The following is a 13,450-nucleotide window of genomic DNA, read 5'->3' on the forward strand; positions in this document are numbered from 1 at the left end:
GCAACCTCATCTATTTAAGTTATAATAGTCATTCATAGAAATTATAACGCTCCTTAATAATTACTTTATTATATATTATGCTTTTTCAAAGATTAGAGTTCAGAGATAAAAGAATAAAGTAAATAAAAAACTTAAAAAATGCTTTTTTAATTCACAGTTCACAATTCACAATGCACAATTATAGTTGATTTTTCTCCGTTACTCTACGAAAAATCTATGATTATATTTTTTATAAAAGTAAAGCGTGGCTAAGCATTAGCCACGCTTTATAAATTCACATTTTTTCGTAATGTCAGTTAAGAAAAAATTTCCTTCATTGTGAATTGTGCACTAAATAAAAATTATTTCGTAATTTTTATTTAGAATGATTATTTACTTAAGAACTCATTAATAGCCTTAGCTGCCTTCTTACCAGCACCCATAGCTAGAATAACCGTAGCTGCTCCTGTAACAGCATCTCCTCCAGCATATACTCTTTCTCTAGAGGTTAAACCTGTTTCTTCTTCAGCGATGATGCATTTTCTCTTATTTATATCTAGACCCTTTGTTGTAGATGAAATCAATGGATTTGGGGAAGTTCCTAAGGACATGATTACTGTGTCCACATCCATGATAAACTCAGAATTTGGAACTTCTACTGGCTTTCTTCTTCCTGAAGCATCAGGTTCTCCAAGCTCCATTTTTATGCATTTCATTCCGCTAACCCAGCCTTTTTCATCGGTTAATATCTCTATAGGATTAGTTAAAAGGTCAAAGATTACTCCTTCTTCCTTAGCATGATGTACTTCTTCTACTCTAGCTGGAAGTTCTGATTCAGATCTTCTATAAACTATATGAACCTCTGCTCCTAGTCTTAAAGCAGTTCTAGCAGCGTCCATAGCCACATTTCCTCCCCCTACTACAGCTACCTTCTGTCCAACTCTTATAGGAGTGGAGTACTCTTCTTTGAAGGCCTTCATAAGGTTGTTTCTTGTTAAGAATTCGTTAGCAGAAGCTACACCATTAGCATTTTCACCTGGTATGCCCATAAAGTTTGGAAGTCCTGCTCCAGAGCCTATGAATACTGCCTCAAAGCCTTCTTCCTCCATAAGCTCATCTATAGTTACAGTTCTTCCCACTATAACATTAGTTTCAATTTTTACTCCAAGCTTTTTAACATTCTCTATTTCATGCTTAACTACAGTATCCTTTGGAAGTCTGAACTCCGGAATACCGTATACTAAAACTCCACCTGGCTCATGTAGTGCTTCAAATATAGTTACATTATAGCCTTTTTTGGCTAAGTCGCCTGCACAGGTAAGCCCTGCTGGTCCACTTCCTATTACTGCAACCTTTTTATTCTTATTTTCTTCTACTTCACTTAAGTCTACCTTGTTTTCTCTTGACCAGTCCGCTACAAATCTTTCAAGCTTTCCTATAGCTACTGCTTCACCTTTTATGCCAAGGACACATTTTCCTTCACATTGGCTTTCTTGTGGACAGACTCTTCCACAAACTGCTGGCAGTGCACTAGATTTAGCAATAATCTTTGCTGCTTCTTCTATGTTACCACTTTTAACTTGCTCTATAAATTCTGGTATGTTAATAGAAACAGGACAATCCCCAACACATCTTGGGTTTTTGCAATTTAAGCATCTTGATGCTTCCAAAACTGCTTCCTCTAAGGAATATCCTAAACATACTTCTTCAAAATTATTAGCTCTTACTTTTGGATCTTGTTCTTTTATTGGGGTTCTCTTCATTCTATCCATTATTTATCCCTCCTTGTATTCCTTTCGCGCACATAATGATTATTAATCATTATGCCTACCGCAGCCACATCCACCATGATGGTGAGTGTCTCCTTCTTCTGTCTTTAGTACCTTTCTTCCTTCTTCTGATTTATACATAGTTTGTCTTCTCATAGCCTCATCAAAGTTTACTAAGTGTCCATCAAACTCTGGGCCATCAACACAGGCAAACTTAACTTCTCCACCTACAGTTACTCTGCAAGCACCGCACATACCAGTACCATCCACCATTATTGGATTTAAGCTTACTATAGTAGGAATATTTAATTCTTTAGTAAGCATTGCTACGAACTTCATCATTATCATTGTTCCTATAGCTACCACGAAATCATATTTCTTTCCTTGATTTTGTACTAAGTCCTTTAATTGATCTGTAACTAAGCCTTTAAAGCCAGAAGATCCATCATCTGTAGCTATATATAGATTTCCTGCTACAGTTTTCATTTCTTCTTCTAATATAACTATGTCCTTAGTTTTAGCTCCTACTATAACATCTGCTTTGATGCCTTTTTCATGAAGCCATTTAACTTGAGGATATACTGGAGCTGTTCCTACCCCTCCAGCTATGAACATTATCTTCTTAGCTTTTAAACTCTCTAAATCTTCATGCACCATTTCAGAAGGTTGTCCAAGTGGTCCTACGAAGTCTGCAAAAGCTCCACCTTCTTCATAAGTAGCCATTATCTTAGTGGATTGTCCTAAGGTTTGGAATACTATGGTCACTGTACCCTTTTCTCTGTCATAGTCGCAGATGGTAAGAGGAATTCTTTCTCCCTTTTCATCCATCTTAACTATAACAAATTGACCAGGATAGCAAGACTTAGCCACTCTTGGCGCCTCTATATCCATGAGATAAATATTTGGTGCTAGTAAGGATTTTTTTACTATTCTGTACATTTTCATTCCTCCATATTTTAACATTGACGTAATAAACCTAATTAAGCTATTGGTATAATCTGTAGTTATACCAATAGCTTTTGTTGCTTTTTATAAAAGAGATTTGTCCGGAGTTACTAAGATTTTTACATGTTTTTTCTTTTCTGGTCCAGTTAATGCTCCGAAACCTTCTTCTACTATATCATCTAAATGAATTTTCTTTGTTATATAACCTTCAGCCTTTACTCTTCCGTCGCTCATTTGAGCAATAGTTGCTGGGAACTCATGTCTATAAGCTAAGGTTCCTATAATTTTCTTTTCACTAAATACTAGAAGATTTGGATTAAAGCTTATTTCATTTTCCCAGATACTAGTTACTACTAAAGTACCTTCAAATTTTAAGCTATTTAATCCTGTATCAAAACCTATTTTAGCTCCTGTAGTTTCAAAGGCTACGTCTACGCCAACACCGTCTGTAAGCTTTTTAACCTCTGCAGCTATATCTACTTCATTTGGATCAAGCACTATGTCAGCACCAGCTCTTTTAGCATATTCTTGTCTTATGGATTTTCTTTGAAGAACTATTACAAGCTTAGCGCCTGCAGCCTTTAAACATTCAATAGTAGCTAAGCCTATAGGACCTGAACCTAGCACTAAAGCAGTATCTCCAGTTTTGAAGTTAGCAATTCTTATGGAGTGTAATGCTACCGCCATAGGCTCTACTAAAGCAGCTTTTTCATAGGACATAGTATCTGGAATTTTATGAATATATTCTTGAGGGAATACAGTGTATTCAGCAAGTCCGCCACCGCTTCCGCAAAGTCCATGGAAACCTAGAGAAGAACAAAGGTTATATTTGCCTTCTAAACAAGCAGGACATTTGCCACAGGCTACGATGGGTTCCACTATTACTCTGTCTCCAGCCTTAAGCTTGGTTACTCCTTCACCAACCTCTACAACTTCTCCTGAGAACTCATGTCCTAAAACTACAGGTGCTGTATTTCCACTTAAGGGATGAGGTTGTCCAACTGGTATGAATATTGGTCCTCCTAAATATTCATGTAAATCTGAACCACAGATTCCACACCATTTAACTTTAATTTTTACTGAACCTTTTGTTACTACTGGTTCTACGATTTCTTCAACTCTTACATCATTCTTTTTATACCATAATGCTGCCTTCATGATTAATCCTCCTAAATATAACTATTCTAGTATTGTTGTTAATTTATTCACAGATATATAATAGCAATAACCTTGCCAACTTTTTTATGAGATGAAAAATATATTGATAGTTGTGATATTATAGGCTGAATATGTAGAATAAATAACAATATATATGAACATTTGATAAATTTTATACAAAGGAGATTGATTATATTTTGTTATCGAATAAAAAAAGTGTAGCATAATGACACAATAATTATGTGTCATTATGCTACAGAAAGATATAATTCTCATTTTGATACATTTTTTAAAATTGCATTAGTCAACCTGGATATTATATTTTTTAATTTTTCTATATAAGGTAGATCTGCTTATATTTAAAATAGTAGATGCCTTAACTATATTTCCTTTGCAATTAACCAATGCTTTTTCAATGCTTTGCTTTTCTAAGGATTGTATAGATATTAAAGGTATATTTTCTTCTACTTCATGTGTAGAATTTTCTACAATAATATTCTCTATAGCATTATCCTCTATAGCGTAAGCAGCCACCAAGTCTCCATCACTTAAATAGTAGTCTCTTTCTACCACATTTCTAAGTTCTCTTACATTACCTGGCCAAGGATATTTCATTAGCTCATTTATATAATCTTTTCTTACAGCCTTATTTAAATGACCATTTTTGATAGATAGAATCTTTACAAAATGTTGAACTAGAACTTCTATATCCTCTTTTCTATTTCTTAAGGGAATGGTATTTATATTCATGACATTTAATCTATAATATAGGTCTTCCCTAAAGTTTTTCTTTTTTATTTCTTCTTTTAAAACTCTATTAGTGGCCCCTATAACCCTTACATTTAGCTGCTTTTCATAGGTGCTCCCAACCCTTATGACTTTATTATTATCTAATACTCTAAGAAGCTTTGTCTGTATATCTAAAGGCAATTCACCTATTTCATCTAGGAATATAGTTCCTCCGTCTGCTAGCTCAAATTTTCCAGGGTGGCCATCTTTAGATGCACCGGTAAAGGCTCCTTTTTCATACCCAAAAAGTTCACTTTCTACTAATTCTCTAGGAATAGATGCGCAGTTTACGGCTACGAAGGGCCCAGGGGATCTCTTACTATAATTATGGATGGATTGAGCTATGAGCTCCTTTCCTGTTCCGCTTTCTCCTTGAATTAAAATATTGCAATCACTTTTAGCTGCCTTCTTAGCGAAGCTAATCATAGCATTCATTTTTTCGTTTTTGGTTATTATATCTTCAAAATTATAAGAAGCTTTATAGCCAACTACTTTATTAACTAGTTTATGAACATATTGAGCCTCCCTAAAGGTTATGACAATGCCTACCAGCTTTTCATTAACCTTCATTGGCACAGCATTTATAATGCACTTAATTCTATTTCCTTTTATATAAAAATCACATTCTACATTATTAAAGGTTTTGCGGCTATTACAGATAATTTCATTAAAATTAATATTGGACAAAGTATGGATAATATCCATCTTTATTGCTTCTTCAGCCTTTATATTTAAAATCTCCATAGCTCTATCATTGATTCTTTTTACTTTTAATTGATCATTCAATACAATCATGCCTTCTGAAATAGAGTCAAAGGTTATATTCATAAGATTATAAGATATTATAAGAGCTAATTGCTTTTGTATGGATTGAGCTGCTGAGGTAACAATACCTAAGGTATGAGAATGGGCACTATAAGAGTTACCTGACATATTTATGCAGCCTATTAAATTACCATCCTCATCATGAATAGGGGAAGCGGAACATGTCCATGAATGTTGGTTAATTCCAAAATGCTCTGCTCCAATAGTTTGTATAGGCTTATCTAAATAAAGTGCTGTGCCTATAGCGTTAGTTCCAACGCAGGCCTCCGTCCATAGCTCTCCTTTAACAAAGTTTAACTTATCAGCTCTTTCCATTATATCTTTATCGCCAATTACCTCCACGATATATCCATCTTTATCGGTTAAGATTATAGAAAAGCCAGAGCCAGCAACTATGCTGTAGATGCTCTCCATTATAGGTTTTGCCACAGAGATAAGCTCAGCATTTTCACTTGTTAAGACTTCAGGATGCTTATAATTATTAATGCCTCGGCCATTCATGGGATCTACACCATAGCTTTTGCATCTTCTCCAAGAATCTGCTATTTCGCTTCTTACTTTAGGATGCGTATTACCTGTAGCTATAAATTCTCTCCAAGCTTCCGCTATAAAATTTATATAATCATCCATGTTTGTTACCTCCCGTAGCTAAATGAAATTACATATACTTAAATTATATACTAAATTTAAACCTAGGTGGTACAAGATAATCTTGTAAAATAATTATATGATTTATTGACAGCTAAAATCTACGTTGATATAATACTCCTTGAGCAATTTTATAATAGAAATTTAATATCATGTTTGATGATTTATAAATCAGATAACAAGTGTTTGACAACCCACTTAAAAAACTCAAAGTGGGTTGTCTTTTTATTTTTGCAATTAATATAAAGGAAGTGAATAACAATGTATAAATTAAGAGTTAAAGAATTGTTTTATGACAGAAAGTTTTATAAAGGAGTTTTTGTTTTGGCTTTACCTATTGTTTTGCAATATCTCATTGCATCCTCTTTGAATATGCTAGATACTGTAATGATAGGTATGGTGGGGGAAGTGGAGCTGGCTTCTGTAGGTATAGCTAATCAATATTATTTTATATTCAGCTTGATAGTTATGGGGATAAGCTCTGGAATTTCTGTATTCATAGCTCAATTATGGGGGAAGAAAGATAAGGAAAATATAAGAAGAGTATTATGCATAGGGTTAATAATCGGTATTATTGTAACTATTGCCTTTACTATAGTAGCTTTAATTATACCAGAAAATATAATGTCAATATTTAATAAAGATCCAGAGGTTATAGCTATAGGATCAGATTATATAAAAATAGTATGTATAAGCTATATATTTACTACTATAACCTTTAATTTTGCTAGCGCTTCAAGAAGTATAGAAAACACATTAGTCCCTATGGTTGCTAGTTTTGTGGGATTAATTACCAACGGTATTTTAAATTATATATTAATTTTTGGGAAGCTTGGATTGCCTGTTATGGGAGTTAGAGGAGCTGCTTTGGCTACTGTAATAGCTAGAGTCTTGGAATGCGCTGTGCTTTTAACATACATTTACATATCAAAAGGAATATTGTCTGTAAGACCGAAAGATTGTGTTGGGAGCTCTAAGCAACTTACAGCTTCAACTTATTCAGCAATAATTCCTGTAGTGTTAAATGAGGCCTGCTGGGGGCTTGGAAATGTAACCTATGCTATTATATATGGAAGAATAGGGACACAAGCTTCTGCTTCAGTGCAAATTTGTTCTACAGTGCTTAATTTATTTATGATAATAACCTTTGGGCTAGCTAATGCATCTGTGGTGATAGTAGGAAAAGAGATAGGAGCAGGAAATGAGGAAAGGGGCAAGCTCTATGCAAAACGACTCTGTGCAGTGTCTTTAGTTGTCGGTATGATTTTGTCTATTATATTATTTATCTCAACACCATTAATACTTTCTTTCTTTAATGTATCACAAATGGTGATTGAGCATTCAAGATATATATTGTACATCTATGCTATATTCATGATGATAAAGGTTTATAATGCTATGGTTATAGTTGGGATACTTAGAGGTGGAGGGGATGCTAAATATGGATTATTGGTTCAAGGTATAACTCTTTGGTTTATAGGAATACCTATGGCCTTTATTGCAGCCTTTATTTTAAAGCTGCCTATACCCTTAGTGGTATTATGCTCTTGTACAGAAGAGGTGATAAAGGTGGTTATACTTATAAGAAGGTTTATATCTAATAAGTGGATTAATAGTATGGTGGAAAATATTAATGAGAATATAAGTGCTTAAAAATAAACATGCATATGAATATAATAAAAAGGCTAACTAAAAAGTTAAGCCTTTATTTTTATGGTTTCTTTCTATAATTCTTCTTTGAATATTTTCTACCTTTGTCCTTGTAAGATCATATTTATTCAGACTTAAAAGAGAGAGTATAAAGCTGATTATAGGCCCTATACCTAATATTAATCCAAGAATAATTACTGTACTATTACTTTGTACAGTAAGACTAGAATCAAATTTGACTAAATCTAATAAAATTCCAATTAGAAATAGTGCCACTGATTGAGAAAGTTTATAAAATAAAGTAAGACAACCGTAATAGGAGCCTTCTGAACGCTTTCCTGTATTTAGCTCATCTAGGTCGATAACATCTGCAATCATAGAAAGAGGTAAAGTAAATAAACCTCCTGTCCCAAAGCCGCCCAATATGGCAAAGGGTAAAAAGTAAATTATATTTCCCTGTACATAGTCCTTTAATAACACCGTCACTATAAAGATTAAACTAGCTATCATACATATAATTAAACCTAATATCATGGAAGGTTTCTTGTCCAACTTTTTAGAGGTATATGTCCAAATTGGCTGAGAAAGCATACTGAATAAAAATTGAACTCCTACAATAATGGCAATTTGTTGACTGGTTAAGCTAAAGGTATAAGTAAAAACATGAAGGCCTATATTGGATAACAAAGCAGAGGCTATATTGTTAAACATGTAAGCAAAGGCTACATATCTAAAGCTTTTATTGATAAATATATCCTTAAAAGAATTAAAAAGTGCTAGTATACCACCTTTAATCTCATTATTTTGCTCATGCTGATTTAATATTGATATATATTTTTTTGTTGAAAAAAAACAGGCTAGGGCAAAAATTATAACTATAATAGAAGAAAATAAGCCCATATTTTTGTAAGCTTCTGGATTTAACTGTCCAACGGGGTATTCTGCACTAGGCTGAAAGAAAATATACATACCAACTACGGATACAAAGGAAAGTCCCAATAAGAAGAAAATAGTTTTAATCCCTTGAATAGAGGTTCTTTCGTTATAATCATTAGATAACTCCGCACCCAAAGCTGTATAGGGAGTTATGAAGATAGTCATAAAGGTCTTCACTGCAAGAATATCTATTAAAACTATGGTAAACTTTGTGGAAGTTGAGAAAGATGAGCTTATATTCCATAGGAAGAAATTACTAAGAGCCATACCTATTCCGCCAATAATTAAATATAGATGCCTTCTGCCGAAGGTTCTAGATTTAGTGATATCAGAGAAATATCCCATTAAAGGATCGGTGATAGCATCCCAAACTACTCCTAAGCTTACTGCTATACCTACCAAGCTCCCAGGGATATCAAGCACAGCAGTACAATAGAAAACCAAGTAAGCTCCTACCACTTGAATGGCTACACCAGTACTAAAATTACCCAAGCCATAACCTATTTTATCAGCCAGGGGTATTTTTCTATGTCCATTATTATAGGTTGCATTTTCCAAGTTAACACTCCTAACATAGTATTATTTAACATCACATGAGATTATCTTAACATAGTAACCAGCGATTTTAAAAGAGAATTTTACACAATGATCTTGAAATATGTTAAAACTTGTTTTGACAGCTTTTATAATAAGGCGTATCATCTTGTATGGATAATATTATATTGGGGGAATTAAAAATGAAACCTAAACTGTTTAGAATGATGGAGAGAAAAGAGATTACCAAAGAGAAGATAGCAAGGGATGTAATTGCTGGAATCATAGTAGCTATTATTGCTTTGCCGCTATCTGTAGCCCTAGGAATATCCTCAGGGGTGTCTCCAGAAAAGGGTCTTATAACGGCTATTATGGCAGGATTTTTTATATCTTTTCTTGGCGGAAGTAGAGTACAGATTGGCGGCCCCACAGGAGCTTTTGTGGTTATAGTATATGGTATAATTCAGCAGCATGGTATTCAGGGACTTATAATTTCTACCCTTATGGCTGGAGTTATATTGATAATACTAGGTTTTATGAAGCTAGGAAGCATAATAAAATTTGTACCATATCCTATAACCGTAGGGTTTACCTCAGGTATTGCTATAACCTTGCTTTCTACACAGGTTAAAGATTTTTTAGGACTTAATATTTCAAATGTACCTGCTGAATTTATACATAAATGGCAAGTCTATTTTCAACATATGAATACTTTTAATCTATCCGCTTTTTTAGTAGGCCTTGGATCCTTATTAATAATGATTTTATGGCCAAAAGTAAATAAAAGTATACCAGGATCTTTAATAGCCTTAGTAGTGGCTACTTTAGCAGTTCAGATTTTCAATCTTCCCGTAGAAACTATTGGGAGTCGTTATAACAATATATCTTCTGCTATTCCAATGCCGGCTTTACCAAAGGTTGACTTTGAAACCTTGAAAAATTTATTTAATCCAGCTTTGACCATAGCAATATTAGCTGCTATTGAATCCTTGCTGTCAGCGGTAGTGGCAGATGGAATGATAGGTGGCAAACATGATTCTAATATGGAATTAGTAGCTCAAGGAGTAGCTAATGTGGTTTCAGCTTTGTTTGGAGGAATACCTGCTACTGGTGCCATTGCTAGAACGGCTGCTAATGTTAAAAATGGAGGTAGAAGTCCCATTGCAGGAATAGTACATGCTGTTACCTTATTACTTATAATGCTTGTTTTTATGCCTTTGGCAAAACTTATACCTATGACTACTTTAGCAGCTATATTAATCATTGTTTCTTATAATATGGGTGAATGGAAATCTATGTATTCCTTGCTTAAAGCACCTAAGAGCGATGTAGCAATTCTTCTTTTAACCTTTATATTGACTATAGTTTTTGATCTAGTGATAGCTATTGAAATTGGAATGGTTATAGCAATGTTCTTATTTATGAAAAGAGCCGCGGATACTACAAGAATTGAAAGTGCTAATTTAGATTATGATGATTTAGAAGAAAAAGAGCTACAAAGTAGTTGGAGCGATAAGGTTTTGATCTATGAAATAAATGGACCATTCTTCTTTGGAGTGGTAAATAAATTTATGGAGGTTATGAAAGAAATACATCCTAAATACGACGTGTTAATATTGGATATGAAAAATGCTAATGCCATGGATGCTTCAGCCCTTGAGGCACTAGAAAGAGTGTATGAGAGATGCAAACATCATAATGTAAAATTATACTTATCAGAAGTTCAAGAGCAGCCTAAAAAGGTATTAGAGAATATGGGCTTCATTGATTTAATTGGAGAAGAGTCAGTTTTTCAACATATAAATGAAGCTTTAGAATCAGCGGCATAAAAATTATGAATAATCCTCCTCATTATATGGCATAACTAAAAACATAAAGACAGAGGAGGATTATTCAATGCATAAAAATAACTTTAGAACAAAATTTATTATTTCTACTATTTTAGCCTTTACTTTAGTACTATCTCAATTGATGTCTTTGAAAACTAGTGCAGTTCAAGGGGGAGAATTCAAGCTTCCAGAATTGCCTTATAGTTATGATGCCCTTGAGCCCTTCATTGATGCTAGAACCATGCAGATTCATTATGAAAAGCATCATGGAACTTATGTGGATAAATTAAACGAAGCTATAAATAAACACCCTGAGCTAAAAGGAAAGACTATTGAAGAGCTACTGATGAATTTAAACACCTTGCCAGAGGATATTAGGGAAACGGTAAGAAATAATGGTGGAGGACACTATAATCATTCTTTATTTTGGAGAATTATGGGCAAGGATAAGTATGGAATACCAAAAGGAAAACTTAAAGCTGATATTGATAAAGCCTTTGGTTCCTTTGAAAACTTTAAAAAAGAATTTAAGGAGGCGGCCCTAGGAAGATTCGGCAGCGGATGGGCTTGGCTTATAAAAGATAAGGATGGGAAGCTAAAGATAATATCTATGCCTAATCAAGATAGTCCAATAATGGCAGGCATAAAACCTATATTAGGCATTGATGTATGGGAGCATGCTTATTATTTAAAATACCAGAATAAAAGAGCAGATTATATAGATGCTTGGTGGAATGTAGTGAATTGGAATGAAGTAGAGAGGGAATATAGATAAAAAGCGACTTAGGTCGCTTTTTTAATGCACAATTCAGTGCGTCCAGCTAAGCTGAACCATGCTAACTGGTGAAAGTCCAGTCAAGGTAATTGCCAAGAAGCCTAGTAGCCAATCACCATGCGTAGTAGAAATACTGGGTATGAAGCGTGAGGGTGAAGTACCTGAGAAGGTGCGAGCGAAAATACAGGTCGTAACATAAAGTGAATTTTGCCGTATCGTAAGCATAGACTGCGAAAGTAGACAAAGAGGAAGTCGAGCCTAGTGCATTGGGGCGAAGACCACGGAAGATGGGAAGAACTTGGATAACACCATCAAAGAATCCTTCGGTATAGGGAAAACGACATGTATTTAAAGTATGGTTTGGAACTGGAGAGGCCTTCCTCTGCACGGCGAAAGCCGTAAAATGAAAACATATAAGTTAAAAGCGAAATTGTTATTCAGCAGAGAAGGAGTCGGAGGAGTTCATAGTACCAAAGATTATGCAGACAACAAAACTGCATATAGGGAAGGAACTCTGCTTCATTCAAGTTTTCAAAGGAGGTAAGAGTGAGTGAATGCGAAAGCTAACAACACCATAGACAAAGCTCGAAAACTTCAGAGGAAACTATATCTAAGTGCCAAGACTAATAAGAGACGAAAGTTTCATGCTCTATATGACAAAGTATATAGAGAAGATATCTTAATGAAAGCATGGAAACAAGTAAAAGCCAATAAGGGAATTGGAGGAATAGATGAAATCTATATTGATGATGTTGTAGAATATGGAGAGAGCAAGCTTCTCAAAGAAATACAGCAAGAATTAATAGAAAATCATTATAATCCTAAGCCAGTTAAAAGAGTATATATACCCAAGAAAGATGGAAAGAAAAGACCATTAGGAATACCGATAATAAAGGATAGAATAGTACAAACAGCTACTAAAATAATTATCGAGCCTATATTTGAAGCAGATTTTAAGGAATATTCCTATGGTTTCAGACCTAAAAGAGAAAACAAGATTTGTGAATATGTGGGACGGTAAAGAAGGATTTGACTTTCTAGGATTTCATCATAGACGTAGCCAAATAGAAAGCAGGAAAGGACAAAGATATAACACCACAATACAAATACCCTGTAAAAAGGCAATGGACAATATGAAGAAGAAAGTGAAAGAGGTTTTAGGAAACAGAGCAAATCTAAAGAAAGAAATGTATGAATTAGTCAAAATAATAAATAGGAAAATAGTAGGACTTAGAAACTACTATAAATTAAAATACTCAAACAAACAGCTGAGTAAAATAGACTGGTATATCATACAAAGATTTACCATTTGGTATAATAGCAAGAAACAAAACAGACCTCGACATAGATGGATTAAAGAGGTAGTAAATAAACTCAAAGAAATGGGACTAAAGAAACTAGCTTATTAAAGTCGTAATGCCTTAGAAAGAAGAATGTCGGAAAGCCGTGTGCGGGAAAATCGCACGCACGGTTTGATGAGGAGAAGGTGGCGATTAGCCACCGACTTACTCTACCAATGCACAGTGCACAATGGGGAGGATTTTTCGACCTTACTCTATGAAAAATCTTTAATTATAATTTTTAGTGGCTTTGCCACTCTAAAAAAGTTGTGG

At 34.2% G+C, this 13,450-nt stretch carries 10 protein-coding genes; 5 read left to right on the top strand and 5 right to left on the bottom strand.

The features are described 5' to 3' along the window. Positions 1-368: 368 nt before the first annotated feature. The 4 genes from gltA to BN2665_RS08710 all read right to left on the bottom strand — a co-directional run bounded on the left by gltA (position 369) and on the right by BN2665_RS08710 (position 6,095). Entirely contained in the window at positions 369-1,751 is a 1,383-nt protein-coding gene (gene gltA / locus BN2665_RS08695; RefSeq protein ID WP_055666722.1) for an NADPH-dependent glutamate synthase, read from the bottom strand. 42 nt (positions 1,752-1,793) lie between these two features. Further along, on the bottom strand, positions 1,794-2,687 hold the full coding sequence (locus BN2665_RS08700; protein WP_055666723.1) for a sulfide/dihydroorotate dehydrogenase-like FAD/NAD-binding protein: 894 nt from the start codon (positions 2,685-2,687) through the stop codon (positions 1,794-1,796). A gap of 90 nt (positions 2,688-2,777) precedes the next feature. Beyond that, entirely contained in the window at positions 2,778-3,851 is a 1,074-nt protein-coding gene (locus tag BN2665_RS08705; protein WP_055666724.1) for a 2,3-butanediol dehydrogenase, read from the bottom strand. A gap of 300 nt (positions 3,852-4,151) precedes the next feature. Next, positions 4,152-6,095, bottom strand: coding sequence for a sigma-54-dependent Fis family transcriptional regulator (locus BN2665_RS08710; protein ID WP_055666725.1), 1,944 nt, complete (start codon positions 6,093-6,095; stop codon positions 4,152-4,154). 279 nt (positions 6,096-6,374) lie between these two features. Here BN2665_RS08710 and BN2665_RS08715 point away from each other — a divergent pair, with 279 nt between their 5' ends. Beyond that, on the top strand, positions 6,375-7,766 hold the full coding sequence (locus BN2665_RS08715; protein WP_055666726.1) for an MATE family efflux transporter: 1,392 nt from the start codon (positions 6,375-6,377) through the stop codon (positions 7,764-7,766). Between the two features lie 36 nt (positions 7,767-7,802). Here BN2665_RS08715 and BN2665_RS08720 read toward each other — a convergent pair whose 3' ends face one another. After that, a complete protein-coding gene (locus BN2665_RS08720) occupies positions 7,803-9,257 on the bottom strand; it encodes an MFS transporter (RefSeq protein ID WP_055666727.1) in 1,455 nt (484 codons plus the stop codon). Between the two features lie 179 nt (positions 9,258-9,436). On the opposite strand from BN2665_RS08720, the gene BN2665_RS08725 reads away from it, so the two are divergent. The 4 genes from BN2665_RS08725 (at position 9,437) to BN2665_RS27570 (ending at position 13,246) form a co-directional block, all read left to right on the top strand. After that, a complete protein-coding gene (locus BN2665_RS08725; protein ID WP_055666728.1) occupies positions 9,437-11,062 on the top strand; it encodes a SulP family inorganic anion transporter in 1,626 nt (541 codons plus the stop codon). Positions 11,063-11,204: 142 nt separating this feature from the next. After that, positions 11,205-11,837 carry a superoxide dismutase gene (locus BN2665_RS08730; RefSeq protein ID WP_055667109.1) on the top strand — a complete coding sequence of 211 codons (633 nt, stop codon included), beginning with the start codon at positions 11,205-11,207 and terminating at the stop codon, positions 11,835-11,837. Between the two features lie 550 nt (positions 11,838-12,387). Beyond that, on the top strand, positions 12,388-12,858 hold the full coding sequence (locus BN2665_RS27565; protein WP_242865919.1) for a reverse transcriptase family protein: 471 nt from the start codon (positions 12,388-12,390) through the stop codon (positions 12,856-12,858). Continuing rightward, complete coding sequence (locus BN2665_RS27570; protein WP_242865920.1) at positions 12,845-13,246, top strand: group II intron maturase-specific domain-containing protein; 402 nt, start codon at positions 12,845-12,847, stop codon at positions 13,244-13,246. Before BN2665_RS27565 ends, BN2665_RS27570 begins: the two co-directional genes overlap by 14 nt. Positions 13,247-13,450 lie beyond the last annotated feature (204 nt).

The organism is Desnuesiella massiliensis (genome assembly GCF_001403615.1).
GTDB lineage: Bacteria > Bacillota > Clostridia > Clostridiales > Clostridiaceae > Desnuesiella > Desnuesiella massiliensis.

Excerpts from the sequence above, each read along its gene's own strand:
- BN2665_RS08700 (WP_055666723.1), bottom strand. The coding sequence starts at position 2,687 with ATGTACAGAATAGTAAAAAAATCCTTACTAGCACCAAATATTTATCTC.
- BN2665_RS08705 (WP_055666724.1), bottom strand. The coding sequence starts at position 3,851 with ATGAAGGCAGCATTATGGTATAAAAAGAATGATGTAAGAGTTGAAGAA.
- BN2665_RS08730 (WP_055667109.1), top strand. The coding sequence starts at position 11,205 with ATGTCTTTGAAAACTAGTGCAGTTCAAGGGGGAGAATTCAAGCTTCCA.
- BN2665_RS08715 (WP_055666726.1), top strand. The coding sequence starts at position 6,375 with ATGTATAAATTAAGAGTTAAAGAATTGTTTTATGACAGAAAGTTTTAT.
- BN2665_RS27570 (WP_242865920.1), top strand. The coding sequence starts at position 12,845 with ATGTGGGACGGTAAAGAAGGATTTGACTTTCTAGGATTTCATCATAGA.
- gltA (WP_055666722.1), bottom strand. The coding sequence starts at position 1,751 with ATGGATAGAATGAAGAGAACCCCAATAAAAGAACAAGATCCAAAAGTA.
- BN2665_RS08725 (WP_055666728.1), top strand. The coding sequence starts at position 9,437 with ATGAAACCTAAACTGTTTAGAATGATGGAGAGAAAAGAGATTACCAAA.
- BN2665_RS08710 (WP_055666725.1), bottom strand. The coding sequence starts at position 6,095 with ATGGATGATTATATAAATTTTATAGCGGAAGCTTGGAGAGAATTTATA.